Origin of the sequence: Streptococcus pasteurianus (assembly GCF_004843545.1) — a bacterium.
GTDB lineage: Bacteria > Bacillota > Bacilli > Lactobacillales > Streptococcaceae > Streptococcus > Streptococcus pasteurianus.
In genome coordinates this window covers 1,686,489-1,713,481 of record NZ_CP039457.1, presented here as the reverse complement: position 1 = coordinate 1,713,481, position 26,993 = coordinate 1,686,489, and the positions used below count along the sequence as shown (strand labels likewise).

The 26,993-nt window shown below is 37.4% G+C and carries 30 protein-coding genes and 1 riboswitch; of the genes, 24 read left to right on the top strand and 6 right to left on the bottom strand.

Annotated features, from left to right (window positions below):
* Positions 1-17 precede the first annotated feature (17 nt).
* The 8 genes from E8M05_RS08925 (at position 18) to yidD (ending at position 5,127) form a co-directional block, all read left to right on the top strand.
* Positions 18-1,034: a nucleoside-triphosphate diphosphatase gene (locus E8M05_RS08925; protein WP_003066110.1), complete on the top strand. Its 1,017-nt coding sequence runs from the start codon at positions 18-20 to the stop codon at positions 1,032-1,034.
* Positions 1,016-1,537 (top strand): metallophosphoesterase, encoded by a 522-nt coding sequence (locus E8M05_RS08920; protein ID WP_003066108.1) that lies wholly within the window; start codon positions 1,016-1,018, stop codon positions 1,535-1,537. The genes E8M05_RS08925 and E8M05_RS08920 overlap by 19 nt, the downstream gene beginning before the upstream one ends.
* Positions 1,534-2,001, top strand: coding sequence for a cyclic-di-AMP-binding protein CbpB (gene cbpB, locus E8M05_RS08915; protein WP_003066106.1), 468 nt, complete (start codon positions 1,534-1,536; stop codon positions 1,999-2,001). The genes E8M05_RS08920 and cbpB overlap by 4 nt, the downstream gene beginning before the upstream one ends.
* Positions 1,994-2,734 (top strand): site-specific tyrosine recombinase XerD, encoded by a 741-nt coding sequence (gene xerD, locus E8M05_RS08910; protein ID WP_003066102.1) that lies wholly within the window; start codon positions 1,994-1,996, stop codon positions 2,732-2,734. Before cbpB ends, xerD begins: the two co-directional genes overlap by 8 nt.
* Entirely contained in the window at positions 2,734-3,438 is a 705-nt protein-coding gene (locus tag E8M05_RS08905; protein ID WP_003066099.1) for a segregation/condensation protein A, read from the top strand. Before xerD ends, E8M05_RS08905 begins: the two co-directional genes overlap by 1 nt.
* A 55-nt stretch (positions 3,439-3,493) precedes the next feature.
* On the top strand, positions 3,494-4,060 hold the full coding sequence (scpB, locus tag E8M05_RS08900) for an SMC-Scp complex subunit ScpB (protein WP_003066097.1): 567 nt from the start codon (positions 3,494-3,496) through the stop codon (positions 4,058-4,060).
* A gap of 81 nt (positions 4,061-4,141) precedes the next feature.
* Positions 4,142-4,867: a pseudouridine synthase gene (locus tag E8M05_RS08895; protein ID WP_003066095.1), complete on the top strand. Its 726-nt coding sequence runs from the start codon at positions 4,142-4,144 to the stop codon at positions 4,865-4,867.
* A complete protein-coding gene (yidD, locus tag E8M05_RS08890; RefSeq protein WP_043895289.1) occupies positions 4,867-5,127 on the top strand; it encodes a membrane protein insertion efficiency factor YidD in 261 nt (86 codons plus the stop codon). Before E8M05_RS08895 ends, yidD begins: the two co-directional genes overlap by 1 nt.
* 19 nt (positions 5,128-5,146) lie before the next feature.
* Here the strand turns inward: yidD and E8M05_RS08885 are convergent, their stop codons facing one another.
* Entirely contained in the window at positions 5,147-6,586 is a 1,440-nt protein-coding gene (locus E8M05_RS08885) for a TrkH family potassium uptake protein (protein WP_003066091.1), read from the bottom strand.
* Positions 6,587-6,589: 3 nt separating this feature from the next.
* On the bottom strand, positions 6,590-7,939 hold the full coding sequence (trkA, locus tag E8M05_RS08880; RefSeq protein WP_003066088.1) for a Trk system potassium transporter TrkA: 1,350 nt from the start codon (positions 7,937-7,939) through the stop codon (positions 6,590-6,592).
* Positions 7,940-8,141: 202 nt separating this feature from the next.
* Here trkA and E8M05_RS08875 point away from each other — a divergent pair, with 202 nt between their 5' ends.
* The 9 genes from E8M05_RS08875 (at position 8,142) to E8M05_RS08835 (ending at position 17,284) form a co-directional block, all read left to right on the top strand.
* Positions 8,142-9,989: an APC family permease gene (locus E8M05_RS08875; protein ID WP_003066086.1), complete on the top strand. Its 1,848-nt coding sequence runs from the start codon at positions 8,142-8,144 to the stop codon at positions 9,987-9,989.
* 295 nt (positions 9,990-10,284) lie between these two features.
* Complete coding sequence (locus E8M05_RS08870) at positions 10,285-10,830, top strand: tRNA (cytidine(34)-2'-O)-methyltransferase (protein WP_003066084.1); 546 nt, start codon at positions 10,285-10,287, stop codon at positions 10,828-10,830.
* A 95-nt stretch (positions 10,831-10,925) separates the two neighbouring features.
* Positions 10,926-11,096, top strand: a riboswitch (FMN riboswitch).
* An 81-nt stretch (positions 11,097-11,177) separates the two neighbouring features.
* Positions 11,178-11,747, top strand: a complete 570-nt coding sequence (locus tag E8M05_RS08865; protein WP_003066082.1) for an ECF transporter S component — start codon at positions 11,178-11,180, stop codon at positions 11,745-11,747.
* A gap of 387 nt (positions 11,748-12,134) precedes the next feature.
* Positions 12,135-12,548, top strand: a complete 414-nt coding sequence (locus tag E8M05_RS08860) for an EamA family transporter (RefSeq protein ID WP_003066080.1) — start codon at positions 12,135-12,137, stop codon at positions 12,546-12,548.
* Positions 12,549-12,669: 121 nt separating this feature from the next.
* Positions 12,670-13,326 (top strand): phosphatase PAP2 family protein, encoded by a 657-nt coding sequence (locus E8M05_RS08855; RefSeq protein WP_003066078.1) that lies wholly within the window; start codon positions 12,670-12,672, stop codon positions 13,324-13,326.
* Between the two features lie 122 nt (positions 13,327-13,448).
* Positions 13,449-14,390, top strand: a complete 942-nt coding sequence (locus E8M05_RS08850) for a tRNA modification radical SAM protein MnmL/YtqA (RefSeq protein ID WP_003066076.1) — start codon at positions 13,449-13,451, stop codon at positions 14,388-14,390.
* Positions 14,387-14,950, top strand: a complete 564-nt coding sequence (locus E8M05_RS08845) for a tRNA 5-(aminomethyl)-2-thiouridylate-methyltransferase MnmM (protein ID WP_003066074.1) — start codon at positions 14,387-14,389, stop codon at positions 14,948-14,950. The genes E8M05_RS08850 and E8M05_RS08845 overlap by 4 nt, the downstream gene beginning before the upstream one ends.
* Before the next feature lie 5 nt (positions 14,951-14,955).
* Entirely contained in the window at positions 14,956-15,210 is a 255-nt protein-coding gene (locus E8M05_RS08840; RefSeq protein WP_003066072.1) for a hypothetical protein, read from the top strand.
* Positions 15,211-15,259: 49 nt separating this feature from the next.
* A complete protein-coding gene (locus E8M05_RS08835) occupies positions 15,260-17,284 on the top strand; it encodes a cation:proton antiporter (RefSeq protein WP_003066070.1) in 2,025 nt (674 codons plus the stop codon).
* Between the two features lie 34 nt (positions 17,285-17,318).
* Here the strand turns inward: E8M05_RS08835 and E8M05_RS08830 are convergent, their stop codons facing one another.
* Entirely contained in the window at positions 17,319-18,107 is a 789-nt protein-coding gene (locus E8M05_RS08830) for an ABC transporter ATP-binding protein (RefSeq protein ID WP_003066068.1), read from the bottom strand.
* A 526-nt stretch (positions 18,108-18,633) separates the two neighbouring features.
* Here E8M05_RS08830 and E8M05_RS08825 point away from each other — a divergent pair.
* The 5 genes from E8M05_RS08825 (at position 18,634) to E8M05_RS11230 (ending at position 22,812) form a co-directional block, all read left to right on the top strand.
* A complete protein-coding gene (locus E8M05_RS08825) occupies positions 18,634-19,965 on the top strand; it encodes a hemolysin family protein (RefSeq protein ID WP_003066066.1) in 1,332 nt (443 codons plus the stop codon).
* A gap of 73 nt (positions 19,966-20,038) precedes the next feature.
* Positions 20,039-20,827, top strand: coding sequence for a pyruvate formate-lyase-activating protein (gene pflA / locus E8M05_RS08820; protein WP_003066064.1), 789 nt, complete (start codon positions 20,039-20,041; stop codon positions 20,825-20,827).
* A 53-nt stretch (positions 20,828-20,880) separates the two neighbouring features.
* A complete protein-coding gene (locus tag E8M05_RS08815; RefSeq protein WP_003066062.1) occupies positions 20,881-21,528 on the top strand; it encodes a hypothetical protein in 648 nt (215 codons plus the stop codon).
* Positions 21,529-21,677: 149 nt separating this feature from the next.
* Positions 21,678-22,610, top strand: coding sequence for a manganese-dependent inorganic pyrophosphatase (locus E8M05_RS08810; protein ID WP_003066060.1), 933 nt, complete (start codon positions 21,678-21,680; stop codon positions 22,608-22,610).
* Between the two features lie 64 nt (positions 22,611-22,674).
* On the top strand, positions 22,675-22,812 hold the full coding sequence (locus E8M05_RS11230; RefSeq protein ID WP_003066058.1) for a hypothetical protein: 138 nt from the start codon (positions 22,675-22,677) through the stop codon (positions 22,810-22,812).
* Between the two features lie 78 nt (positions 22,813-22,890).
* Here E8M05_RS11230 and yaaA read toward each other — a convergent pair whose 3' ends face one another.
* Positions 22,891-23,622, bottom strand: a complete 732-nt coding sequence (gene yaaA / locus E8M05_RS08805) for a peroxide stress protein YaaA (RefSeq protein ID WP_003066055.1) — start codon at positions 23,620-23,622, stop codon at positions 22,891-22,893.
* A 109-nt stretch (positions 23,623-23,731) separates the two neighbouring features.
* Between yaaA and E8M05_RS08800 the strand changes: the two genes are divergently transcribed.
* Entirely contained in the window at positions 23,732-24,247 is a 516-nt protein-coding gene (locus E8M05_RS08800; protein WP_003066053.1) for a YiiX/YebB-like N1pC/P60 family cysteine hydrolase, read from the top strand.
* Positions 24,240-24,896 (top strand): DUF1803 domain-containing protein, encoded by a 657-nt coding sequence (locus E8M05_RS08795; protein WP_003066051.1) that lies wholly within the window; start codon positions 24,240-24,242, stop codon positions 24,894-24,896. The genes E8M05_RS08800 and E8M05_RS08795 overlap by 8 nt, the downstream gene beginning before the upstream one ends.
* 70 nt (positions 24,897-24,966) lie before the next feature.
* Here E8M05_RS08795 and E8M05_RS08790 read toward each other — a convergent pair whose 3' ends face one another.
* Together E8M05_RS08790 and E8M05_RS08785 are read right to left on the bottom strand one after the other, a co-directional pair.
* The gene (locus tag E8M05_RS08790; protein WP_013852170.1) at positions 24,967-25,968 is read right to left on the bottom strand and encodes a FecCD family ABC transporter permease; all 1,002 of its coding nucleotides are present in this window, start codon (positions 25,966-25,968) and stop codon (positions 24,967-24,969) included.
* On the bottom strand, positions 25,965-26,987 hold the full coding sequence (locus E8M05_RS08785) for a FecCD family ABC transporter permease (protein ID WP_003066047.1): 1,023 nt from the start codon (positions 26,985-26,987) through the stop codon (positions 25,965-25,967). Before E8M05_RS08785 ends, E8M05_RS08790 begins: the two co-directional genes overlap by 4 nt.
* Between the last annotated feature and the right edge of the window lie 6 nt (positions 26,988-26,993).

The following is a 26,993-nucleotide window of genomic DNA, read 5'->3' as shown; positions in this document are numbered from 1 at the left end:
AAATAGGATTGTAATAAATGACTGATAAAATTTATGAGTATAAAGATGCGGAAAATTGGTTTCTTGGTGAATGGGGCGGATTTAATGCCATTTCAGGTTTAGGAAATGTTTGCGATGATGCCGTGTATGAATTAAGTCAACAACTGGCTAAATTGAACACAAGCAAGTGTTGTGGCAATTGCCACGGAGATTGTCATTCCGATGATAGAAATGGTTATAATGTGACTGTTGTGAAAAAATCATCAGATTTTCAATTGATTCGTTTTGTCGCTGATATGATTAATCAAGAAACAAATCGCAAGCTTGAAGTGACACAACGTGCGGGAGCAGTGATTGTTACGGAAGCTGAACAATTGCTCTTGGTTCATTTGCCAGAAAACGGTGTTGAAGCAGCGGCTTTCTTTGGACAAACTTCTGAAGCTGACTTTGGTGATACGATTTTGATTGCAACACGTAATGAAGGCAAGACCAAAGAATTCCGTAAGATGTTTGAAAAAATCGGTATCAAGGTTGAAAATCTTAATGATTATCCTGATTTACCAGAAGTTGAAGAAACTGGCATGAGCTTTGAGGAAAATGCACGTTTGAAAGCTGAAACCATTTCAAAATTGATAGGAAAAATGGTCTTGGCAGATGATTCAGGATTGAAGGTTGATGCTCTTGGCGGACTTCCTGGGGTTTGGTCAGCTCGTTTTTCTGGACCAGATGCGACAGATGAATCAAATAACGCCAAACTACTTCATGAGCTGGCTATGGTATTTGACCATAAAGACCGTTCTGCACAATTCCATACTACTTTGGTGGTTGCAGCACCAGACAAAGACAGTTTAGTTGTTGAAGCTGACTGGCCAGGCTATATTGCAATGGAAGCAAAAGGCGATAATGGCTTTGGCTATGACCCATTGTTTATGGTCGGTGAAACTGGACGTCACGCAGCTGAATTGACTGCTGAAGAAAAAAATAATATTTCGCACAGAGGATTGGCTGTTAAGAAATTAATGGAGGCATTCCCAGTATGGCAAACAAAACAATAATTGTAATGAGTGACTCTCATGGCGACCGTGAGATTATCAATGATATTAAGACAAAATACCAAGGGGAAGTAGATGCTATTTTCCACAATGGTGATTCTGAATTGCCAAGTTCGGACACGATTTGGGAAGGTATCAAGGTGGTTCGTGGTAACTGTGACTATGACAATGGTTATCCTGAAAGATTAATCACTTATCTCGGTGATGTTGTTGTGGCACAAACACATGGTCATCTTTATAATATTAATTTTACGTGGGATAGATTGGATTTATTTGCCCAAGAAGCGGATGCTGATATTTGCCTTTATGGTCATCTACATCGTCCAGCAGCTTGGCGCAATGGCAAAACAATCTTTATCAACCCAGGTAGTGTTTTACAACCACGTGGTGATGTGAAAGAAAAACTCTATGCCAAAATTGACATTACTGATGATAAGATTAAGGTAAATTATTACACACGTAATCACGACCTTTTCCATGTACTTTCTAAGGAATTTGACAGATGATAGCAAAAGAATTTGAAGAGTTTCTTCTCAGTCATTTGGAACATTATTTGATTCCAGCAGAGGATTTAGCTATTTTTATTGATACTCATAATTCTGACCATGCTATGCTTTTATTAGCTAACAATGGTTATTCGCGTGTTCCGGTTATTACTAAAGAGAAAAAATATGTTGGAACCATTAGCATTGCGGATATTATGTCTTATCAAGCCAAAAATCAGTTGACAGACTGGGAATTAGCTCAAACAGATATTGGTAAAATGGTAAATACTAAAATGGAAACGATTAGTGAAACGTCAAATTTGACGGATATTATGCATCTTTTGGTAGATTATCCATTTTTACCTGTTTTAGATAAAAATGACCAGTTTTTGGGCATTATTACTCGTAAATCGATTCTAAAGGCGGTGAATAGCCTTTTACACGATTTCACTGATTATTACACGATTACTCCGAAAGATGATTGATTTTATCCAAGATTTTATTGATAGCAAGCCCTTATCTGAAAATACAAAGAATGCCTATTTTTATGATTTGCAACAATTCGTTGAAGCTATTGATGGCAAAGTTAGCAAAGAAAAGCTGGCATTGTATGAACACTCTTTGTCACTTTTAAAAGCTTCGGCTAAAAAACGAAAAATTTCAGCGGTCAATCAGTTTCTGTATTTTTTATATGAAACAGACCGACTGGACCATTTTTACAAGTTGAGTAATAAAGAGAAAATCACAACAAAACCAGTTGAACTGGCGCTTTTGGATTATCGTTCTTTTTATCAGGAAACGAATTGTCAAACAGGGCAGCTAATTGCGCTTTTGATGATTGAGCTTGGTTTATCACCAAGTGACATTCAACAGTTAAAAATTGCTGATTTTGATTTGACTTTTGCTGTTTTGCGCGTGCAAAGAGCAGGCTTAGTGAGGGTTTTAGAGCTTCCTGAAAAATTATTGCCTTATGTGGCAGCAAGTTTTTCAGAGAATCAGCTTTATCTTTTTGACAATCAAGGACAACCTTATTCACGTCAATGGTTTTTCAATCAACTAAAATCATTTTTAGCAACCTTGGATTTAGATTACTTATCTGCGCAGGCAATTCGCAAGCAGTACATTTTGCATCAAAAAGCAGCAGGTAAATCAATATTGGAGGTTAGTCGTAATCTGGGCCTTAAAAGTCCAGTGACTTTAGAGAAATTTTATAAATAATGGATATTAAGTTAAAAGATTTTGAAGGTCCTCTTGATTTGCTTTTGCATTTGGTTTCAAAGTACCAAATGGATATTTATGATGTGCCGATTGTAGAAGTTATTGAGCAATATTTGGCTTATATTTCAACCTTGCAAGCCATGAAATTGGAAGTGGCTGGTGAATATATGGTTATGGCAAGTCAGCTGATGTTGATTAAAAGCCGTAAGCTTTTGCCAAAAGTTGTCGAGGCAGAGCCAGAAGAAAATGACCCTGAACAAGAATTGCTGACCCAAATTGAGGAATATCGCCGCTTTAAAGCGATTAGTGAGGAACTGTCAGCGCAGCACGACGAACGTGCTAAATTTTATTCAAAACCAAAGCAAGAATTAATTTTTGAAGATGCTGTGTTAACACACGATAAGACGGTCATGGATTTGTTCTTATCGTTTTCGCATGTCATGGCTGAAAAACAAAAAGAATTAAAAAATAGCAATACAGTTATCGAACGTGATGATTATCGCATTGAGGACATGATGACAATCATTGTGGAACGTCTTAATGCGACAAAAAAACTAGTGCTGACAACCGTTTTTCGTGAATGCCAGACACTTCCTGAAATGATTACCATTTTTTTGGCAACCTTGGAATTAATCAAAGTTCACGAAGTTGAGGTTGAACAAGAAAAAAATTTTGGTGACATTGTTTTACGAAGTGTTAGCTAAGCTGTCAAATCTTGTAGAAGGCATTTAGCAAAAGAAGATTAAGAAAGGAAGTTACATGAACTATTTAGCTCAGATTGAAGCCCTCCTTTTTGTGGCAGGTGAAGAGGGATTGAGCTTGCGACATTTGGCTAGTATGGTTAATTTAACACCGACAGCTCTCCAACAACAATTGGAAAAATTAGCCCAAAAATATGAAGTAGATGAGACATCAAGCCTCTGTCTGATTGAAACCGCAGGTAATTATAAAATTGTAACGAAGGAAATCTTTGCTGGCTTACTACGAGAGTTTGCTAAAGCACCTGTCAACCAAAGTTTATCACGTGCGAGTTTAGAAGTTTTGTCCATTATTGCTTATAAACAACCTATTACACGTATTGAAGTTGATGATATTCGTGGGGTGAATTCAAGCAGCGCTATTAGCAAATTGATGGCTTTAGGACTGATCACAGAAGCAGGGAAAAAAGAAGTTATTGGTCGTCCAAATCTATATGTGACAACTGATTATTTCTTGGATTTCATGGGCATTAATGACTTGAGTGAATTAATCGACGTTTCTAATATTGAGTTGGTTGATGAGGAAATGACCCTTTTTGATAATTCTGGCTTGCCTGAAGAAGGTTAGACAGTCGCTAAAAATAATGAAATACTGTAAAATAACAATAAAATCAATTGGTATTTTATAGCATGTAGTAAAGGAAAGAGAATGAGAATTAATAAATACATTGCCCATGCGGGAATTGCCAGCCGTCGTAAAGCTGAAGATTTGATTAAAAGAGGTTTGGTAACCATCAACGGTAAAGTTGTTACAGAACTAGCTACAACGGTTAAAGCTGGTGATGTTGTTGAAGTTGAAGGGACACCAATCTATAACGAAGAAAAAGTTTATTACCTTCTTAATAAACCTCGTGGTGTGATTTCAAGTGTATCAGATGACAAAGGCCGTAAAACGGTTGTTGACTTGCTACCAAATGTTACAGAACGTATCTACCCTGTTGGACGTTTGGACTGGGATACCACTGGACTTTTGATTTTGACAAATGATGGTGATTTCACAGATGAAATGATTCACCCACGTAATGAAATTGACAAAGTCTACTTAGCTCGTGTTAAAGGACTTGCGACAAAAGAAAATCTTCGTCCATTGACACGTGGTGTTGTTATCGATGGCAAAAAGACAAAACCAGCTCGCTACAATATCATTAAGGTAGATCCTGAGAAAAATCGTTCAGTGGTTGAATTAACCATTCATGAAGGACGCAATCACCAAGTTAAGAAAATGTTCGAATCAGTTGGACTTTTGGTAGATAAATTGTCTCGTACGAACTTTGGAACTTTGGATCTATCAGGACTTCGCCCAGGTGAATCACGTCGTTTGAGTAAAAAAGAAATCAGCCAGTTACATAATTTAGCTGTTAACAAACAAAAATGATAAAAAAACTTCTTATTGCGCTTGTTAAATGGTATCAAAAACGGATTTCCCCCATTACCCCTCCATCATGTCGCTATCGACCAAGCTGTTCGTATTACATGATTGTGGCGATTGAAAAGCATGGGCTAAAGGGTGTCATTATGGGAGTGGCAAGGATTTTGCGTTGCCATCCCTTTGTAGAAGGTGGGGATGATCCAGTGCCTGATTATTTTACGCTTCGACGCAATAAAGATTATCGTAAAAAGAAAGAGGAAAGCTAAGCTTTCCTCTTTTTGTGTATTAATATTTAGACCATGTTTTTGGAATGAAGAGGAGCAGCATTGGGTAAATTTCCAAGCGTCCTGCAATCATGGCAAATGACATGAGTAATTTTGAAAATGGACTAAAGATGGCAAAGGTTTGGCTTGTGCCGAGCATTGGTCCGATGTTGTTAAAGGTTGATGTTGCTGCGCTGACAACAACCATAAAGTTATTATTATCAAGCGATAACATCAAGGTCAATCCTAGAAGTAAGAAAACATAAAGCGTCAAATACTTAAGGACACCGTGTTGAATTTCCTTATCAAGTGGTTGCTCGTTGATATGAATAGTCATGATACGGTGTGGATAAAGGGTTGAGAGCACTTGATTTCTTGCGATTTTAGTTAGAATAAGCGTACGCATGACCTTAATCCCACCAGCGGTTGATCCAGCAGATCCACCGACAAACATGAGAAAGAGCAGGATAACCTGAGCAAACAAAGGCCAAACGGTCAAATCGGTCACTCCAAATCCTGTTGTTGTCATGACGTTAGCCACTTCAAATAATGAATTTTCCAAAGCTTTTCCAGTACTTGGATAAAGGCCACTAACATTCAACCAGATTAGGGCTGTTGCAATCATAACAATCCCAATATAAGTTCTTAGTTCTTCGTCTTTAAAGAATGCTTTAAACTTGCGAAGTAATAAGAAGTAGTACAGGTTAAAGTTAATCCCAAAAAGGAGTACAGCAATTGAGACAATATTTGTGATTAGTGAACTGTTGTAATGAGCAATCGAATCATTATAGACTCCAAAACCACCAGTACCAGCACAGCCCATTGCTGTGATGACACTGTCAAAGGCAGGCATGCCAGCTACCATTAAAATAACTACTAAAATAGCAAACATGCTGAGGTAAATGACATAAAGGATTTGCGCTGTTTCTTTCAACTTAGAAACCACTTTACCAAAGACAGGACCAGGTACCTCAGCACGCATAACTTCTAAGTGGCTATTTTTACTATTTTCCATAATGGCTAGTGCAAACACCAATACCCCCATACCACCGATAAGGTGGGCGAAACTTCGCCAGAAGAGTAGTGAGTGTGATAGTACGGCAACATCAGGTACAATAGTGGCACCAGTTGTGGTAAATCCAGAAACCATTTCAAAGAAAGCATCAATGATACTTGGAATTTGTCCTGAAAGTACAAACGGCAGCGCTCCAAAGAATGACCAAAGTATCCAACATAGAGCAACAATTAAGAGTCCCTCTTTGGTGTAAACATGGTAATTTTTTGGCTTGAAAGCAACTCCAAGAAGTCCAATGATGACAAGCATTCCAATCGTGATGACCAGGCTGTTAATCACGCGTATATCTTCATGATAAATGAAAGCCACAATCACAGGTATCAACATCAAAGAGGCTTCAATCAAGAGCAGTTTTGAAAGGAGGTAACGAACCATACTTTTATTCATAACTTACCTCGCTAACAAATCATAGATGCGCGTGATGTTTTTCAAGAAGGTTACGACGACAATCTTATCACCAACTTCAAAGACATCCTCACCAGTTGGATAAATGGTTTTACCTTTGCGGATAATCGCAGCAATCAGAATATTTTCTTTGAATTTCAGTGATGAGAGACTCTTGCCTGCCATTTTATTATTTTCACGAATTTCAAATTGTAAGGTCTCGATACGACCATTAGCAACGTGGTGCATGGCATCAAGGTTTGAGTCTTGGGCATTCACACGACCACGAATGAAGTGCATCATGCTATCAACCGCAATACTTTTTGGTGTGATAATACTTGAAAATTGGCTAGTGTCGATAATTTCAAGCAAGCTAGTACGGTTGACTTTGGTGATATTTTTTCGTACGCCAAGTGTTTCAAGGAACATGGAAGTGATGATGTTTTCTTCATCTACCCCAGTTAGTGTTGCGACCGCATCAAAGTTTTCTACACATTCTTCTAGGAGTACACTCTTGGCTGTACCGTCACCTTGAACGACATGGACGTTTGGAAAGTCTTGGCTGAACATCTGAGCTTGCTCAGGATTATTTTCAATGACCTTAAGATTCATCTTAGTGTTCTTAAGGATGTTGAGCAAGTAGTATGCAATTCGTCCAGCACCAATAATCATCATGTTTTTGATAGATTTGGTTTTTACAGAATTGTGGAAAAGAATCATGTCAATACGATTTCCTGTAACGAAAATCTTATCAGCAGTTTGTAGTGTTGCATCCCCATCAGGAATGATTAATTTTCCACGACGTTCGATAGCACAGATAACTATGTTGCCGAATTTTTTACGGAACTGGCTTAAACTCATGTGGCAAAGTTTACTGCCATCAGAAATCACAAATTCCATCAGCATGACACGTCCATTGACAAAGTGCTCAACAGAAAGGGCATTTGGAAAGTCAACAGTATTAGCAATATAACGTGCAGTTAACAATTCTGGATTGACCACCAAAGAAAAGCCAAGAAAATTCTTATCTTTGAAATAAGTATTTGAGTATTCTGGATTACGAACACGGACAACCGTTTCTTTAGCGCCCATTTGTTTGGCAAGAACAGCTGAAATCATATTAACTTCGTCTTTATCAGTCAGAGCAATAAAGATATCGCAGTTAGCAACATCAGCTTGCTCAAGGATTTTAAAGTTAGCACCATTACCAACGATTCCCATAATATCGTGACGTTTGGTAATATTTTTTAAAACAGCTTCTTTTTCTTCAATTAAGACGACATTGTGTTTTTCTTCAACAAGAGAGCGACAAAGTGCGGTACCAACCTTACCTCCGCCGACAACAATTATTTTCATTTTAACCTCCGAAATGTATCGTATCTATATTACTCTATTTTTCCTAAAAATACTAGCCATTCTAACTGCTGACAAGGGATTAAGCTTGATTTATCAAAGCTAACAATGATTGTTAAAATTATATAACATTTTTACAAAATACTTGCTAAATGAGAAGGGGAGAATTATAATAAATCGTTATCTAATTTTAGGGAGAATTTCAATGCTTGAAAAGTTAAGAAATGTTTTTATTGGTAATCCATTAAAATCAGCTGGCGAGTATGATGAAGAACATTTATTGTCTAAATCACAAGCGTTAGCGATGTTATCGAGTGATGCTCTTTCGTCTATTGCCTATGGACCAGAACAAGTTATCTTAGTTTTAACAACGATTTCTGCGGCAGCTATTTGGTGGTCTCTACCGATTGGATTATTGGTTTTGGTATTGTTAGCTAGTTTGACAATTTCTTACCAACAAGTTATTCACGCCTATCCAAAAGGTGGCGGAGCATATATGGTTTCGACTGAAAATCTATCGCCAAGCATGGGCTTGATAGCTGGTGGTAGTCTTTTGGTTGATTACATGTTGACGGTAGCAGTATCCGTAGCATCTGGTGCCGATGCAATTACATCAGCTTTTCCTGCTATTAAAGAATTTAATCTGGAAATTTCTATTGTATTGGTTCTAATTTTGATGTTTATGAATTTGCGTGGTTTGCGTGAATCAGCGACCTCGCTGATGATTCCAGTTTACCTTTTCATTGTCAGCATCCTTTTCTTAATTGGCTACGGAGGCATTCAAATTGCAACGGGGCACCTTGCTTATAGTGCAACAGCACATGTTGGCAAAGTTGTTCCTGGGGTGTCGTTGATTCTTTTACTAAGAGCTTTCACAAGCGGTTCGGCTTCCCTTACTGGTGTTGAAGCTATTTCAAATGCGGTGCCATTTTTCAAAAAGCCTAAAGAAAAAAATGCTGCTGGTACGCTTGCTATCATGTCAATCATTTTAGGTGTTATGTTTGCAGGTATCACTTTCTTAAACTATTGGTTGGGCATTTTGCCAACAGCACATGTGACTGTTTTGGCGCAAATTGCTCAAAAGGTCTTTGGAGATTCAGCAATTGGAAACGCACTTTTCTATATTTTCCAGTTGTCAACAGCACTTATCTTAGCCGTAGCTGCTAATACTGGTTTTTCAGCCTTTCCAATGTTATCTTTCAACATGGCTAAAAATAAATACATGCCACATCTTTTCATGGAAAAAGGAGCCCGTTTAGGCTATTCTAATGGAATTATTACCTTGGCAGGCGGAGCAATTGTTTTGCTCTGTATTTTCAATGGATCAACAGAACGTCTTATCCCACTTTATACAATTGGTGTTTTTATTCCATTTGCTCTTTCACAAACTGGTATGGTCATCCATTGGAAACGCAAATTTGGTAAAGGGTATTTGAAACATTCGCTTGCTAATATTTTAGGAGCAATCATTTGTTATCTGATTATCTTGATTTTATTGATTTTTAGAATCGGTGAAATCTGGCCATTCTTCCCAATTATTGTGGTCTTGATGATTCTATTTTATTCAATTAAGAGCCATTATAATAATGTTGCCATGCAGTTACGTTTAACAGACGATGTCAAAAATATTCATTACGACGGCAATACGGTTTTGATTTTAGTTGGGAATATCACACAAGCAAGTATTCGTGCCATTAATTACGCCAAAAGTATCGGTCAAACCGTTGTTGCTATGCATGTTTCAACGTTAGAAACCCGTGAAAAAGATTTGGAAATTGAACAAGAATTTAAAACCTATTTCCCAGACGTAACGTTTGTCAATATCGAATCAAACTACCGTGATGTTGTGAAACCAACAATGTCATTCGTTCAAAAAATGAATCGGGAAGCTAAGAAAAACAACCATACCATGACGGTAATTATTCCAAAATTCATTCCAAAACACAGTTGGCAAAATATTCTTCACAACCAAATGAGCTTACGCTTGCGTGCTCGCCTACGCTGGTATGAAGATATTATCATCGCAACGTATTCTTATCATTTGAAAAAATAAATACATAAAGCCCTGAATTTCAGGGTTTTTTTAAAAAAATGAAATAAAAAGTATTGAAACCGTTATTTTTAGGAAAAGAGTCAAAAAATCTTGAAAAAATACGCAAAAACATCACAAAATCATGTCAAATGCGTTGACTTTAGGTATTAAAGTGTTATAATAAATATCAAGAATTCGTTAGTTTAAATCAAACCTGTTATGATTTAAGTTAATGAATCGCCGCCAACCACATTGTTTGCTGAGCTTGACTCCGAGCAGTGTGGTTTATTTTTATGTCGAAATGAAAGGGTAAGTTATGAATATTGAAGAGCTTGACTATCACGAAGAACCGAATAAAGCGACGAATCATATTGTTCTTTTTCAACCACAAATTCCACAAAATACAGGAAATATTGCCAGAACTTGCGCTGCGACAAACGCTCCTTTGCACATTATTCGTCCAATGGGATTCCCAATTGATGACCGTAAAATGAAACGCGCGGGGTTGGATTATTGGGAAAAACTTGATGTGACATTTTATGATAGTTTGGATGAATTTATGGAAAAATGCGATGGTGAGGTTCATTTGATTAGTAAATTTGCCAACAAAGTGTATTCTGATGAAAATTATAACGACGGGAAGCACCATTATTTTCTTTTTGGGCGTGAAGATAAAGGTTTGCCAGAAGAATTTATGCGAGCTAATCCTGAAAAAGCTCTTCGCATTCCGATGAATGATGAACACGTTCGTAGCCTAAACTTATCAAATACTGTTTGTATGATTGTTTATGAAGCTCTTCGTCAGCAAGCTTTTCCGAATTTAGAATTAAGTCATACTTACGCACACGATAAATTAAAATAATTCATATGAAAGCAGTCAAAATGGCTGTTTTTTTGATAATGGCAAGGTTTTTGTGCGAAAAATATTGCATGAATGCTGTTTTTTTGCTATTCTAGAATTGTCTTCAGGGCAGGGTGTAATTCCCGACCGGCGGTAATAATTGCTGAAAATTTTCAACAACTTAGTTTGGTAAGAGAACGAGAGTGATTTAAGTCCGCGAGCTGCAGGGCAGCTGATCTGGTGCGATTCCAGAACCGACAGTATAGTCTGGATGGGAGAAGACTAAGAGTTTGGCTATGCTGTTTTTGTTGTGCTACCATATACTCGAACGCCTTCTTTCAATTTGAGAAAATTGGAGGAACTTTTTTATGCCTGAAACAATGACTAATACGCGTAAAATCGCTCATATTGCGATTTTATCTACACTTTCTTTTTTGCTGATGTATCTTCAGTTTCCACTGATTCCATCAGCTAGTTTTTTACAGTTTGATTTTTCAGTTTTGCCTGTTTTAGTTGGGCTTGTGATGTTTGATTTGAAGAGTGCTTTGGGAATTTTAATTCTTCGTACTCTGCTAAAGCTTTTGCTAAATAACGGTGGTATTTCAACGATTATTGGTTTGCCAATGAATGTCCTTGCTCTAGGTGTTTTTGTAGTAGCGCTAGCTATTCTTTGGAACCAAAAACCAAGCTTGAAAAATTACATACTGGCATCAGTCGTGGGAACGCTTGGCTTAACTGTGGTAATGTTTATGCTGAATTATGTTTACGCTGTGCCACTTTATGCCAAATTTGCGAATTTTGATATTTCTGCTATTTTAGGTTTGGGAAACTATCTCTTTGCCATGGTCATTCCATTTAACCTCATTGAAGGGATTATCTTTTCGGTGACATTCTTTATTTTATATAGTTGTCTTAAACCAATTTTAAAAATAGATTAAGTTGAAAAATTTTTAATACTTCCCCTAGGTTTCTTGCTTTTCAATTTCTAGACTTAGACCTCAAACCATCCACTGGATGCTTTGAGCTGTCGGCAAGTTTAACAGTCCAGTGGACTGTTAGAGGAAACCAAGGAATTCTTAAAACTTCCGAGACGTCATTTCTCTTATCTGCAACCTTAAACAATCTTCCAGATTGTTTAAGCGGTACAAAGTATTGTTTTGTTGGGAGCAAAATTCGCAAATAATTCTAAAATAAACAGAGAAAATAATTATTTGTAACCTATTTTGGATTAAAAGTGGTTTGTCTATACTCTAAAAGCCAACAATGTGTTGGCTTTTGCTTTACGCTCAAAAATGTTATAGTTTAAGTGGAATGAGGGAAAATAGATGTGGGTTTTATTTGCGATTTTATCGGCAGTATTTGCTGCGTTAACATCTATCTTAGCTAAGATTGGGATAAGTGGTGTCAATTCAAATTTAGCGACAGCTATCAGAACAGTTGTCGTGGTTTTCATGGCTTGGGGAATAGTCTTTATCACAAATGCTCAGAGTGGTATTGGTGATATTAGCCGAAAAAGTTGGTTGTTTTTGATATTGTCTGGGCTTGCTACTGGTGTTTCTTGGTTATTTTATTATCGCGCTTTACAAATGGGCGACGCTTCAAAAGTAGCTTCGATAGATAAATTAAGTGTTGTCATCACCTTGATTTTAGCCTTCATTTTTCTAAATGAACAGCTAACTTTAAAGTCAATGCTTGGGTGTTTGCTGATTGTGGCTGGAAGCCTTTTGATGATTTTGTAAACTGTTTAGAATGATAAATTCCTACAATTTTGCCACAGATTTTTCGAGGATTTATCTGGGATTTGAAAACTAACTAAGGTATAATAGACTTACGACATTTTGATAGAAAAGGTATTGTAATATGAAACATAAACAAAATTATTTTGTAGGAGCTTCATTTTTCCTTGTCATTTTTATGATGTTAGGCTATTTGGTCAAATTCTTTCCTGAGACTTTGGCTGGAATTGACTCAAGCATTCAAACAAGTGTTCGTGGCGACCTTCCTGCCAATGCGACAACTTTCTTTAAAATCGTAACGAATTTTGGACACGAAGTTTTTATCTTTGTTTATGTCTTTGCCATTGCTTTTGTATTTTATTTCTGGAAAAAGTGGAAAGCAGAGGCTATTTTGCTAGCTGGAAATTTAGTGTTAATGGGTATTTTTTCAACAGGTTTTAAATACCTTTACAATCGTCCGCGCCCAAGTATCCAGTACTTTATTCCAAAGCCAATGGGACCATCATTTCCTAGTTGGCATTGTGCGGCAACCATGGTCGTTGCTTTGAGTTTGGTTGTGATTATGGAACAACACTTAACCAAGATGATACTTAAACGTTGCTTACAAGTTTTAGTTGTGGTTATTGCTTTGACAACAGCACTTTCAAGAATTTACTTAGGGGTTCATTATCCGTCTGATATTTTGGGAGGCTGGTTACTAGCATTTACTATCGTAGCCGCAACCTATCCATTTTATGACAAAAAACGCTTTGAATGGCGCTTTCAAGGAAAACAAGAGTGAAAAAATTAGAATGAGAGAATAAAAGAAACTGGGGTCATCCCAGTTTCTTTTATAGCTAAGAATACGCTTACGACAAGTGATAAGAGTTTGTTTGTTTTTGGGAAAGTGTTATAATATAAGCTATGAAAAAGCGTTATAATACTTTAAATGATTATTATCGTCAGATTTTTGGGGAGAAGATTTTTAAAGTTCCTATCGATGCGGGCTTTGATTGTCCAAATCGAGATGGTACGGTCGCACATGGAGGCTGTACATTTTGCACTGTATCTGGTTCAGGAGATGCGATTGTTGCTCCTGATGCACCAATTCGTGACCAATTTTACAAAGAAATTGATTTCATGCACCGCAAATGGCCAGATGTTAAGAAATACTTGGTTTATTTTCAAAATTTCACAAATACGCATGATACCGTAGATGTCATTCGTGAGCGTTATGAGCAAGCCATTAATGAACCTGGGGTGGTTGGTATCAATATTGGTACGCGTCCAGACTGCCTGCCAGATGAGACGATTGCTTATATTGCTGCGCTTTCTGAGCGTATGCATGTAACGGTTGAGCTTGGTTTGCAAACAACTTATGATGAAACATCCAAAATCATCAATCGCGCGCATACTTATGACCTTTACGTTGAAACGGTTAAACGCTTGCGTCAGTTAGCGCCAAAAGTTGAGATTGTTTCACATTTGATTAATGGTCTGCCTGGCGAAACGCATGACATGATGATTGAAAATGTCAGACGTTGTGTGACAGATAATGAAATTGACGGGATTAAGCTTCATTTATTGCATTTGATGACAAGTACGAAAATGCAACGTGATTACCATGAAGGGCGTTTAAAATTGCTGGGTATGGAAGAATATGTTAATATCATCTGTGACCAACTGGAGATTATTCCTAAAAATATCATTATTCATCGTATTACAGGTGACGCTCCGCGCGATATGCTCATTGGTCCAATGTGGAGTCTTAAAAAATGGGAAGTCTTAAATGCCATTGATCAAGAAATGGAACGCCGTGGTTCTTATCAAGGGTGTAAGCTAGAAAATAAGGAGGTCGTGTTATGATAAAACGTCCTTTGCATTTATCTCATGATTTTTTAGCAGAAGTTTTGGATGAACAAGCTATCGCAGTTGATGCGACCATGGGAAATGGCAATGACACAGCTTTTCTTGCCCAACATGCTAAAGAGGTTTATGCCTTTGATGTGCAAGAACAAGCTTTGCAAAGCACGAAAGAACGTTTAGAAAAACAAGAAATTCACAACGCTCATTTAATTTTGGATGGGCATCAACATATTGACCATTATGTGAATCAACCAATTCGCGCAGCTATTTTCAATTTAGGGTATTTGCCAAGTGCTGATAAAACGGTTATCACTAAACCTGACACAACCTTGATTGCTGTGGAGAAAATTTTAGAAAAGCTTGAGGTTGGTGGTCGCTTAGCTATCATGATTTACTATGGACATGAGGGTGGCGACATGGAAAAAGATGCTGTGCTAGAATATGTCAATCAGCTAGACCAAAGGCTTTTTACCGCCATGCTGTATCAACCTTTAAACCAAATTAATCAACCACCATTTTTAGTGATGATTGAAAAATTAAAACAGTCGAAAGAGAGTTAAGCATTATGCAAACCGTAGCGGTTCGTGAAAAATTACATCAAATGCATCAAAAATATTTAGATGACGCAAACACTAAACCGTGTGCCAAGTTGTCAGAAGAAGATGCAGAGAAAATCTTGACAATTAAGAAAAAGTTAGCTAGTCTTGAAAAAGAACGTTGCGTACGACTTCGTGATCGTAAAGATGTTACGGCTATTGATCAAAAAATTGCCAAGCAAAAAGAACGTTTTACTGTTTATTGCCGCCAAAAACAACGATAAGGAGTGATGGTTTATCGAGAGTTCTATCCTTGTTATAGCATTTTTATTAATGCTTATTGTTTCCAACGTCATTAATCGTCTTTATCCTAAATTGCCTTTACCTTTTATCCAAATTGTTTTGGGAATTTTGGTGGGTGTTTTAGCAAAAGAGACGACACTCACTTTAGATTCAGAGCTATTTCTGGCTTTGGTAATTGCACCGCTTAATTTTAGAGAGGGGCAAGAAAGTGATGTGACGACCTTTGTCAAATACAAGTCGATTGTGGCTTATCTGATTTTGCCAACTGTTTTGATAACAATGCTGACAGTTGGTTATGTGACTGGTAAGTTATTGCCTGTTGATGTCCCCTTGGCTGCTAGTTTTGCCTTGGGAGCAGCGCTTGCTCCGACAGATGCCGTTGCGTTTTTATCAATTGCAAAACGGTTTAAATTTCCAAAGCGAGTCGAATCCATTTTGACAATAGAAGGGCTTTTGAATGATGCCAGCGGTTTGATTTCTTTCCAATTTGCTGTGACGGCTTTGACTACTGGAGCCTTTTCTTTGCTTACTGCGAGCTTTAGTCTGTTTTGGGCAATTATTGGTGGAATGTTGGTCGGGCTATTTTTTGCCTTGTTAAATCGAGGAGTCATGGCTTTTCTTGAAAAAATTGACGTCGCTGATGTGACAGGGGCTCTCTTATTGGAATTATCATTGCCGATTGTGTCATACTTTGTTGCCAGTCTTTTTGGTGTATCGGGTATCATTGCTGTCGTGATTGCTGGATTATCACAAGCCAGTCGCTTCAAACGAATTCGCTTATTTGATGCTGAGGTGGACCGTGTCAGCCAGATTATTTGGGAGACGGTCAGCTTCATCTTAAATGGCTTTGTCTTTATCGTTTTTGGCTATGAATTGACACGTATTGTTGAGCCTGCTTTGACCAATCCTTTGGTTAATAATTATCGTCTTGCGGCGATTGTGTTAATCGTGACAGCTTTGCTCTTTTTAGTTCGATTTGTCATGGTTGGGCTTTATTATATTCTCCATTATCGTAAAGAAAAACGTTTCAGTAAATCACTATTGAGGGAGGTTTTACTGTTAACTTTTTCTGGTGTGAAAGGGACGGTATCAATCGCGACAATTTTGCTATTGCCGCAGTTTGAAAGTTACGCCTATAGCTTGATTTTATTTACTGTAGCAGCGGTGACTTTGTTAAGTTTTCTAATTGGAGTATTTGTTTTACCACACTTGGCACAAAACTCTGATGATACTGATACTACCGATTATGTCACTCAAATTGCTATTTTAAATGAAGTGGTTAAGACATTGGAGCAAGATTTAAAAGAAGTCAAGAACAAAGGTCCACTTTATGCAGCCATTGATAATTACAATGGGCGTATTGAGCACTTAATTTTGGAACAAGAGCCGACTATTGTCAAAAAAGAATTGGCTTACTTGCGCTTGATGATTCTTGGAATTGAAAGCGATGGTTTAGAGCATGCTTTTTCAGAAGGCAAAATAGAATTAGTTGAATACCGTTTGTATCAACGTTATTTGCAAAATTTGGAACGTCAGATTAATCGCGGTTTTATTTCAACGTTTAGTTATTTCTTCACGATTAGCATGCGAGTGATTCGTCGCTTAGTTCGTGAAAGCCTTAGTTTTTGGCCGACTATCCGTCACTTTCTTTCTGGAAAATCACGCGAAATTAAATTGACAGAAGATAACCGTGACCGCTTGACAGAGCTTTATTTAAGCAATACGGAGCTGGTGTTAGAAGGGTTACAAGATTTGGAAGGCATTTATAATTCTGAGCTGATTGGCTTTCTTCAAAGGTCACGCCTACAAGAAGCTAATATCATTGAATCGGGCGTCTTTGTTGAACGTGTCATTGCTCATATGAAACCTGATAATATTGATGAAATGTTGCGAGGGTATTATCTTGAGCGTAAAGTGATTGCTGAATATGAAATGCGTGGAGACATTACATCAAGCTACGCAACCTTCCTACGCCGCAATGTCAATAAACTCGAAAGTTATTCGTTAAAAGATGACTATGGAACACTACCATATAATTACTTTATTATAAAATGACCCCTAGAACAAAAATGTCCTAGGGGTTTTACTGTTATGATTTAAATTCAGGTTTGATGTAAATGCGTTCGTCGCCTAGTGGGATGATTGAGACGGTTTGGTCATAGAAATCGGTTAAAATGTCCTCAGTCAAAACATCATTTTTAGGACCTTGGGCAATGATTTCTCCTTTTTTCAGCAACAAGACATGAGTTATTGATCGTGTAATTTCTTCGGCATGGTGTGTTACGTAGAGAATTGTTGGAGCATTAGGAAGGCTTGTGATTTGCTTAATCTGTGTCAATAGTTTTTCACGCGCAAACAAATCAAGCCCACTTGTAGCCTCATCTAAAATCAAAATTTCAGGATTTTCCATTAAACTACGTGCGATAAGGAGCAGTTGTTTTTCACCTTGTGACAGACTAGCATAAATACGTCCAAGCAGATGTTCGCCACCAATTGAAATCAACATTTGTCGTGCTTCATCAAGTTCTTTTTCACCGTATTCTTTGTAAAGAATGCTTGATTTGTATTTCCCAGTCAAAACGATTTTTTCGGCAAGCATATTTGCTGGAAGTCGCTCAGCAATAAATGAGCCAACGATACCAATTTTGGTACGAATATCGCTAATATCAGTACCACCAAATGGTGTTCCTAGGACTTCCACCTCACCGTCTGTTTTCCAATATTCAGCCATGATAAGCTTTAAAAGTGTTGTCTTACCAGAACCATTCAATCCTAAAATAGCCCAATGTTCCCCCTTGTTAACTGCCCAGTTAAGATTTTTTAATAATAATTTATGTTGACGTTCTAAGCTGACATTTTTTAGTTTTACTTGTAACATCTGGAGACCTCCATGTGTTTTTAATAATTATTATATCATTTTTCTGAAAATTTTGATATTTTAGTTTGGCATATGTAAAATATGGATGATATAGCTATCAGAATGTAAATAAATCTACTTTTAACCGAAATAAGTTATAAGTAATTATTACTTCCGTTTAATTTCAGAATTATTTGCGATCCTTGTCCCCAATAAAACGATACTTTGTGCCGCTTAAACAATCTGGGAGATTGTTTAAGGTTTCAGATTGGGAATTTTTTGGTTTCCTCTAACAGTCTACTGAATTGTTAGGACTGCCGATGGTTCAAAGCCTCTAGTGGATGGTTGAGGTTTAAGCCTAGAAATTGAAGAGCGAGGAATCTAAGGAAAGTATCAAAAAGACTTTTTCTTCAGTTTAACAGCTGATAGAGCTGTTTGCCTATTACATAAATGCAAAAATATGCTATAATGTAATTACTGTACTATTTTGTCGTGGAGAATAAAATCTTACCATAATAGATATTTGAAGAATAGGAGTAGAATTGATATGGAAGACCCCAGTCAGAATTTAATTTTGCAATTTGTTTTATTATTAATTTTGACCTTGCTAAATGCTTTTTTCTCAGCTTCTGAGATGGCATTAGTTTCCCTTAATCGTTCACGTGTTGAACAAAAAGCAGAAGAAGGCGATAAGAAATTCATTCGTCTATTGTCTGTTTTGGAAAATCCTAATAATTTTTTATCAACGATTCAAGTTGGTATCACCTTTATCAGTCTCTTACAGGGGGCTAGCTTATCTGCCTCTCTTGGGGGTGTTATTGCGTCTTGGTTTGGAGATTTTGTTTGGGCTCAGACAGCAGGTAGTGTTATTTCCCTTGTCTTTTTGACCTATATTTCCATTGTTCTTGGTGAGCTTTATCCAAAACGTATTGCCATGAATCTCAAGGAAAATCTGGCTGTTATCTCTGCCCCTGTTATCATTTTTCTTGGAAAAATTGTTAGTCCTTTTGTTTGGCTCTTATCAGCGTCAACCAATCTTCTCTCACGTATTACGCCAATGCAATTTGATGATGCGGACGAAAAAATGACCCGTGATGAAATTGAATACATGCTGTCAAATAGTGAAGAAACTCTAGATGCTGAAGAAATTGAGATGTTACAAGGTATCTTTTCGCTCGACGAATTAATGGCGCGTGAAGTTATGGTTCCAAGAACAGACGCTTTCATGATTGACATCAATGATGATACACAAGAAAATATTCAAGAAATTCTCAAACAGAATTTTTCACGTATTCCTGTCTATGATGATGATAAGGATAAGATTGTTGGTGTACTTCACACCAAACGCTTGCTGGACGCTGGTTTCCGTGATGGTTTTGACAATATTGTCTTGCGTAAGATTTTGCAAGAACCGCTCTTTGTTCCAGAAACGATTTTTGTGGACGATTTGTTACGCCAATTGAGAAATACCCAAAATCAAATGGCAATTTTGTTGGACGAATATGGTGGCGTTGCAGGTATTGTCACACTTGAGGATTTGCTTGAAGAAATCGTCGGAGAAATCGACGACGAAACAGATAAAGCAGAGCAATTTGTCCGTGAAATTGGTGAACATACTTATATTGTTCTTGGGACAATGACCATCAACGAATTTAATGACTATTTTGACGTCGATCTTGAAAGTGATGATGTGGATACTATTGCTGGTTACTACCTAACTGGTGTGGGAAATATTCCGGACCAAGATAGTCGTGAAACGTTTGAAGTGGATACGAAAGAAAAACACCTTGCTTTGACAAATGATAAAGTTAAAGATGGACGTGTTACAAAACTGAAAGTTATTTTTTCTGATATAGAACAGAGTATTGAAGAAGACTAAGCTAATCTTAGTCTTTTTCCTTTAGAAAATGTTATAATGAAAGCAGAAAAAACGGTTACAAAGGAAGAAAAAAATGACTGAAATTGATTACGGAAAAGTAACTGGGATGATTCACTCAACAGAAAGTTTTGGTTCTGTGGACGGTCCAGGGATTCGGTTTGTAATTTTTATGCAGGGCTGTAAGATGCGCTGTCAATATTGCCACAATCCAGACACTTGGGCTATGGAAACCAATAAATCGCAAGAACGCACAGTTGATGATGTATTGGCTGAAGCTTTGCGTTACAAGCATTTCTGGGGAAACAATGGTGGCATTACCGTATCAGGTGGTGAAGCCATGTTACAGATTGAATTTGTCACAGCACTTTTCACAAAAGCAAAAGAATTGGGAATCCATTGCACGCTAGATACTTGTGGTTTTGCTTTTCGTGACACACCAGAATACCATGAAATTGTGGATAAATTGTTAGCAGTAACAGATTTGGTTCTTTTAGATTTGAAAGAAATTAATCCTAAACAACATATTGTTGTGACACGTCAGCCAAATACTAATATTTTGGCATTTGCGCGTTATTTATCTGATAAGGGTATTCCTGTTTGGATTCGTCACGTTTTGGTACCTGGATTAACTGATTTTGATGATGATTTGGTTGAACTTGGTAAATTTGTCGCAACGTTGAAAAATGTGGATAAATTTGAAATTCTTCCTTATCATACCTTGGGTGAATTTAAATGGCATGAGCTTGGCATTCCATATACTTTGGAGGGCGTTAAACCTCCAACGAAGGAACGTGTGCAAAATGCCAAAGACCTGATGCATACAGAATCTTACACCGAATACATGAAACGGATTCATCAGTAAAAATATTGACATTAGCTTGAAACTTTGGTAAGCTCTAGCATAAGGTGGAATCTATGAACAGTTACAAAGTTTTAAAATTTGACGACGAATTCGTTTACTTGATGCAAGACGGAAAAATAAAAAAGCTTGCGCGTGATTTATTTGATTTTGACATAAAACTAGGAGACAAGGTTGACTATATTCAAGACGGGGACATTGTCCTTGTCTTGCCAAATCAAGATGAGGCGACTTTTGATTTAGATGATGACAAGTCTGTAAAATCTGGGCTATTACAAGGTATCTTGAACCTTTTTCTAGAAACATTGTCTATCCATAATAATGACCTAGGTAATCTGAAAAAAATTTTTTCTCAATTATTGGTGACGCTTTTTATGGCTTGGAGTTTACTTGGTGTCATTGCGATTGAAATCTTACTCTTGATTGAATCGCTTATTACATTTATTTGGCGTTTGCTCGTCAAAGGTGTGAAGAAATTGCATATTGTGGATAATAGCCGAAAGTACATGGCTTATCGCAAAGAACAAGAAGCTATCCGCAATCAAGAAAATCGTGAAGAAGAAGAACGCTTGTTACGCTTAGCCTTAGAGCAAGAAAAAACTGCAAAAGCAGAAGCCGCTAAGGACGATTCTTCTGATAATGAAATGCCAGATGTCGAAAACATCAGCAATGATTTCAAACAAAACACGACAGAAAAAGACTAAAGTAAAAGCATTTTTATCAGTAATTAACAATAATTAGTGATAAAGGTGCTCTTTTTGTGTTATTATTGCGATAAAAGCAGCTACTGACTTTGCTATCTCCTTTAAATTTTGCTAAAATAAGAATAAATAATTATTATGAGGTAGAAAACATGTCTAAAATTTTAGTTTTTGGTCACCAAAATCCAGACTCTGATGCTATCGGTTCATCAGTTGCTTATGCTTATTTGAAACGTGAACTTGGTGTTGATGCTGAAGCTGTTGCTCTTGGAACACCTAATGAAGAAACAACTTTCGCTTTGAATTACTTTGGCGTAGAAGCACCACGTGTTGTTGAATCAGCAAAAGCTGAAGGGGCTGACCAAGTTATTTTGACAGACCACAACGAATTCCAACAATCAATCTCTGATATTCGTGACGTTGAAGTTATCGAAGTTGTTGATCACCACCGTGTTGCAAATTTTGAAACAGCTAACCCACTTTACATGCGTTTAGAACCAGTTGGTTCAGCTTCATCAATCGTTTACCGCCTATACAAAGAAAATAACGTTGTTATTCCTAAAGAAATGGCTGGTTTGCTTTTGTCTGGTTTGATTTCAGATACACTTCTTCTTAAATCACCAACAACTCACTCAACTGACCCAGCTGTTGCTGCTGACTTGGCAGAAATCGCAGGTGTAAACCTTGAAGAATATGGTTTGGCATTGCTTAAAGCTGGTACAAACTTGGCAACAAAATCTGCTGAAGAATTGATTGACATTGACGCTAAAACATTTGAACTTAATGGAAACCAAGTTCGTGTAGCACAAGTTAACACAGTTGATATTAACGAAGTTCTTGAACGCCAAGCAGAAATCGAAGCAGCTATTACAGCAGCAAATACTGCAAATGGTTACTCTGACTTTGTACTTATGATTACTGATATTCTTAACTCAAACTCAGAAATTTTGGCACTTGGTTCAAACATTGACAAAGTTGAAGCTGCCTTCAACTTCAAACTTGAAAACAACCACGCATTCCTTGCAGGTGCTGTTTCACGTAAAAAACAAGTTGTCCCACAATTAACAGAGAGCTTCAACGCTTAATTAATAAGGGATAATAAAAAAGCGACGTGAGTCGTCTTTTTTGGAGAAGTTAAGGAAAAGAAATATGACAGACGAAAAAATACTCTATCATAAAAAAGGAAACCATTGGGAGATTACACTTTCAAAAACGTCAAAAAGAGAAAAGATAGAAGGTGTAATAGGACTTCTTATTGCACTCATTACTTATTTTTTGATGAAATAATGTTATTTCGGTAAATCCTAACATAACAAAAGCCAACCAATCGTTAATTTGATTGGTTTGCTTTTTATTTTTGGGATGTTATTCTTGATCACGGATAAAGGTGAGGGTTTGGTCTTTGGATAATTCTGGTGAGAATTGGAAGCCGTCAAAGGTTAGGTGTTTGATTTGCTCAATGGTTTCAATTTGTTTTTCAGCCATTAGTGAGACCAAACGACCACGTCCTTTTTTAGAAATGGTTGAATGAACTTTTGGCTTTCCGTTTCTATTTTCCATAAAGACAATTTTAACCATGCGTTTGCGGATATTTGGAGAGAAAACTTGCTCAAATTCTGATGACAGTAATGAAATGATGAGTTCGTCATCTTGGACTTCTTCGTTGTATTGTTGTCTCCAAAATTGTTTTAATGATGTGTTGTCAATCTTGAGATTTCCTTGAAAATCAAGGCGATGTGGTGCGATTAACGTCATGGGACTGATTAAACCGTATAAGGCAGTAGCGATACGAAGGTGGTTATCAAGATAATGTCGCTCCGCTTCGGTTACCTGAGTTCGTTTCATATACCGATACATGAGACCGTCATATAATAGCCATGCGGGATAGGTTTTGGCTTGTTTATCCGCTAGACGTTGCCAACGTGTCCATTCTTGGTCAGCTTTACTTGAATTGATTTTGTAGAAATTAGCCAAATTTTCGGCGGGGTATTCTTGTAAGGTTTTGAGCACTGCTTGGCTCTGGGCAGATAATGGTTGGCTTGGAAAAGCATCTTGGTTGGTATGTAATTCTTTGGCGTTAGGAATTAATATTTTCATACTGGCATTATAGCATAGACCTCAAAAATTCTTCAAAGATAAAAACTTATTAAAAAGTGAAGTTTATCTTCTTATAGCAGTCATTCTTGTTTTTTGTTACAATAAAGCTATGAATATTCAAGAATTGCGAGCTGGCGATTTGCTTTTTATGTACGGAATTTCCGATATGTCGCAAGCTATCCAGAAAGCAACTGGACAATATAGCCACGTTGCTATTTATTTTGACTCAATGATTTATCACGCGACCAAGGATAAAGGTGTCATTAAACAGCAGTTAAGGGAATTTTTGAAAACGAAGCAGCATAGGATTTTTGTTTACCGTTATCCTAGGATTAAGGCTGATCAGGTTCAGGTAGCAGCGGAGCATTTGCTGGGCAGACCTTACAATCACAGTTTCTATCCAGATAATGGTTCTTATTATTGCTCACAATATATTGCGGATATTTTGCCGATTTTTGAAACGATTCCCATGCAGTTTGGTGATGACAAGCATACGATTTCTGAGTTTTGGCAGCAATATTATGATGAGCTTGGAGTGGCTGTTCCGTTAAATCAATCTGGGACTAACCCTAGTCAATTGGCACAGTCCGAGAATTTGCAGTATTTAGGAGAATTACATGATTAACATTTGTAATCCAGATAAATTAACCAGACAAGCTTTTTTTCAAGACTTGATTAATTTTCTTTATCAAACAGATGATGTGACCTTACGCCAAATCAAGGCAAACTTTCCAGAAGTTCCCAAAATTGACCGTTTGATTGAGGAATACGTGCAAGCAGGCTACATTATTCGTGACAATAAACGCTATACGATTGGTTTTGACTTGCTTGATAGCCTAGAAAATGTTAGTTTAGACAGTCAACTTTTTGTAGATGACCAAAGTGCTATCTATGAGGACTTGATGGCTCTGACTTTTGAAACACGTTTGACAAATGAGGCTAATGATTTGGTGCTTGTTGAAAAAACAAGTATCGCTCGTAGTGAGTTAACCTTGTCAAATTATTTCTTCAAATTAGCAGATAATTTACCAATGTCTAAAGCGCAAGAACCTTTGTATGACTTGCTTGGAGACGTCAATCCACAATACGCTTTGAAATATATGACAACATTTTTGTTAAAATTTGGTCGTAAGGACGAAGTTGCCCAAAAACGCCCAGATATTTTTGTAGAAACGTTGGAAAAATTGGATTATATCCGAAAAAATGACCAAGGGAAGTACGAATTGAACATGCTTTTTGACAAAGAAAACTTGATTTTTACCAGTAAAGCTTAAAAAACCTGTCCAGTGGACAGGTTTTTCATGAGCCTGAAAATTAAAAATCGAGTTAAGTCCATTGGACAATTCACGTTGTTTTTATCATTAGATAGAGAAAATAAGGAGCTCCGATAACGGCAACGACAAGTCCTGTTGGAATTCCTGTGCCAACTAAGCAAACACGTCCAATTGTATCGGCGATTAAAAAGATAATCATTCCGATGAGCAGACTAGACGGAAGGCTGATGCGGTGGTCGCTTCCTAATAATTGGCGCGTGATGTGACCAGCAAGCAGACCGATAAATGTAATATTGCCCACAAGAACAACACTAAGCGCCGCCAAGGCAGTCGAGAGTATTAGTGTGTAGAGACGTTCTCGTTTTAGATTTAAACCTAAAGCGATAGCTGTTTCTTCGTTAAGGCTCATAATATTTAGTGCATAACTTCGACTGTAAGTTAGTAGCCAAGTGACTAATAGCAGCGGTGCTAAAATCATCAATGTCTGCCAATTGCCACCACTTACTTTTCCGCTTAGCCATGAGACGATATAATCCGTCTTACTCGTATCAAGGTTAGCAATGATTGAAATCATGATGCCTGAAAGCAAGCTAGAAATCCCAACACCTGTAATGATAAGGCGTGTCGGACTAATCGGCTGATTTTTCTGACGTGAAACAAAATAAACAGTACAAATGGTCAGAATACCACCTAACATGGCTAAAAATGGCATAAGCGCAATCATCATGGAATTGGTAACATCCAAAAGCCCAACCATAATCGCAATCACGAGCCCAGCTCCTGCATTTATTCCTAAAATACCTGAATCGGCTAAGGGATTTTTAGTGAGTGTTTGAAGCAACACACCTGACATGGCAAGCGAACCGCCACCGAGCATACAAGCCAAAATGCGTGGCAGTCTGATTTGCGTGACAATGAAAGACATGGTTGCATCTGATTTTCCTAAAAAGACCTTGCAAACCTCTAGAAGTGAGGAATTAGCATATCCTAGAGATAAGGATAGCAGGAAAATAAGACATAACAGAAAAATGAGAACACTGAAATGACAAGCTACTTTCTTTCCAGATGTCATAAATTTTCCCCCTTTCGCACCAACCACAGAAAGCATGGTAAGCCAACAATACTAACAACCGCACTAACTGGCGTTTCTGCTGGCGGATTGATTGTACGGCAAATCAAATCGACCCAAAGCATAAAAGTGCTCCCAGCAAATGCTGTTAAAGGAAGGATAATCCGATAATCTTTCGCCACAAACATTTTGATAAAATGAGGAATGATAAGCCCGACAAATGCAATGCTGCCAACAAGAGCCACGGCGGCAGCCGATAAGATAACCACAATAGCAAGGAAAGTCATGGTCATGGCAAAAGTTCGTTGCCCCAGAGCTTTAGCAACTGTTTCATCAAGACTTAGAATGGTTAATTGACGCGCAAAAAGCTGCGCTAATAGCAATCCAAGGATAATAAAAGGCGCAATAATTCCCAACATTTTCCAATTTATTTGTGCTAAGCCACCAGATTGCCAACCGATAACTGCTTTTGACAAATCAAAATACAGCGTTATTGCCTGACCAAGTGATGAAAATAGGGTTGAAATCATAGCACCTGCTAAAATGAGTCGAAGTTGTTGGTATCCTTTTCGAGGATGATAAGCTATTCCAAATACTAAAATAGCAGCTAAAATCGCACCAAACAGACAAGTGATTAAAATCAAACTGTAATGCATACTACCAAAAATGGCATAACCTACAATCAAGGCTAAACCAGCGCCAGCATTAATGCCAAGCAAACCAGGGTCAGCAATAGGATTACGAGTAACGCCTTGAATAATGCTACCAGCTTGTGCCATGGCAGCCCCAACTAAAATAGCAGCAATGGTTCTTGGAAGCCGCAAATCAAAAATCACATCTTGTAAGTTAGAATCAGTTAAAGGGTGTCTAAAAACACTCATTAATTGAGCATTAGAATAAGCTACCGCACCAAAGCGAAGGCTTAAATACCAACCAAGGATAAAAAGAAAACATAGGCTGAAAAAAAGAAGCCACGCTCTTAAACGTTTATTCTTTTGAAAAAGAAGGTACAGTTGTTTCATTGTCTT

Bases quoted from the DNA above. Each gene is read 5' to 3' on its own strand.
- E8M05_RS08800 (WP_003066053.1), top strand. From the start codon at position 23,732: ATGAATATTCAAGAATTGCGAGCTGGCGATTTGCTTTTTATGTACGGA.
- E8M05_RS08865 (WP_003066082.1), top strand. From the start codon at position 11,178: ATGCCTGAAACAATGACTAATACGCGTAAAATCGCTCATATTGCGATT.
- E8M05_RS08845 (WP_003066074.1), top strand. From the start codon at position 14,387: ATGATAAAACGTCCTTTGCATTTATCTCATGATTTTTTAGCAGAAGTT.
- E8M05_RS08790 (WP_013852170.1), bottom strand. From the start codon at position 25,968: ATGACATCTGGAAAGAAAGTAGCTTGTCATTTCAGTGTTCTCATTTTT.
- E8M05_RS08840 (WP_003066072.1), top strand. From the start codon at position 14,956: ATGCAAACCGTAGCGGTTCGTGAAAAATTACATCAAATGCATCAAAAA.
- E8M05_RS08905 (WP_003066099.1), top strand. From the start codon at position 2,734: ATGGATATTAAGTTAAAAGATTTTGAAGGTCCTCTTGATTTGCTTTTG.
- trkA (WP_003066088.1), bottom strand. From the start codon at position 7,939: ATGAAAATAATTGTTGTCGGCGGAGGTAAGGTTGGTACCGCACTTTGT.
- E8M05_RS11230 (WP_003066058.1), top strand. From the start codon at position 22,675: ATGACAGACGAAAAAATACTCTATCATAAAAAAGGAAACCATTGGGAG.
- cbpB (WP_003066106.1), top strand. From the start codon at position 1,534: ATGATAGCAAAAGAATTTGAAGAGTTTCTTCTCAGTCATTTGGAACAT.
- scpB (WP_003066097.1), top strand. From the start codon at position 3,494: ATGAACTATTTAGCTCAGATTGAAGCCCTCCTTTTTGTGGCAGGTGAA.
- E8M05_RS08835 (WP_003066070.1), top strand. From the start codon at position 15,260: ATGCTTATTGTTTCCAACGTCATTAATCGTCTTTATCCTAAATTGCCT.
- yaaA (WP_003066055.1), bottom strand. From the start codon at position 23,622: ATGAAAATATTAATTCCTAACGCCAAAGAATTACATACCAACCAAGAT.
- xerD (WP_003066102.1), top strand. From the start codon at position 1,994: ATGATTGATTTTATCCAAGATTTTATTGATAGCAAGCCCTTATCTGAA.
- E8M05_RS08830 (WP_003066068.1), bottom strand. From the start codon at position 18,107: ATGTTACAAGTAAAACTAAAAAATGTCAGCTTAGAACGTCAACATAAA.
- E8M05_RS08860 (WP_003066080.1), top strand. From the start codon at position 12,135: ATGTGGGTTTTATTTGCGATTTTATCGGCAGTATTTGCTGCGTTAACA.
- E8M05_RS08785 (WP_003066047.1), bottom strand. From the start codon at position 26,987: ATGAAACAACTGTACCTTCTTTTTCAAAAGAATAAACGTTTAAGAGCG.
- E8M05_RS08815 (WP_003066062.1), top strand. From the start codon at position 20,881: ATGAACAGTTACAAAGTTTTAAAATTTGACGACGAATTCGTTTACTTG.
- E8M05_RS08875 (WP_003066086.1), top strand. From the start codon at position 8,142: ATGCTTGAAAAGTTAAGAAATGTTTTTATTGGTAATCCATTAAAATCA.
- E8M05_RS08795 (WP_003066051.1), top strand. From the start codon at position 24,240: ATGATTAACATTTGTAATCCAGATAAATTAACCAGACAAGCTTTTTTT.
- E8M05_RS08920 (WP_003066108.1), top strand. From the start codon at position 1,016: ATGGCAAACAAAACAATAATTGTAATGAGTGACTCTCATGGCGACCGT.
- E8M05_RS08885 (WP_003066091.1), bottom strand. From the start codon at position 6,586: ATGAATAAAAGTATGGTTCGTTACCTCCTTTCAAAACTGCTCTTGATT.
- pflA (WP_003066064.1), top strand. From the start codon at position 20,039: ATGACTGAAATTGATTACGGAAAAGTAACTGGGATGATTCACTCAACA.
- E8M05_RS08925 (WP_003066110.1), top strand. From the start codon at position 18: ATGACTGATAAAATTTATGAGTATAAAGATGCGGAAAATTGGTTTCTT.
- E8M05_RS08855 (WP_003066078.1), top strand. From the start codon at position 12,670: ATGAAACATAAACAAAATTATTTTGTAGGAGCTTCATTTTTCCTTGTC.
- E8M05_RS08825 (WP_003066066.1), top strand. From the start codon at position 18,634: ATGGAAGACCCCAGTCAGAATTTAATTTTGCAATTTGTTTTATTATTA.
- E8M05_RS08850 (WP_003066076.1), top strand. From the start codon at position 13,449: ATGAAAAAGCGTTATAATACTTTAAATGATTATTATCGTCAGATTTTT.
- E8M05_RS08810 (WP_003066060.1), top strand. From the start codon at position 21,678: ATGTCTAAAATTTTAGTTTTTGGTCACCAAAATCCAGACTCTGATGCT.
- E8M05_RS08895 (WP_003066095.1), top strand. From the start codon at position 4,142: ATGAGAATTAATAAATACATTGCCCATGCGGGAATTGCCAGCCGTCGT.
- E8M05_RS08870 (WP_003066084.1), top strand. From the start codon at position 10,285: ATGAATATTGAAGAGCTTGACTATCACGAAGAACCGAATAAAGCGACG.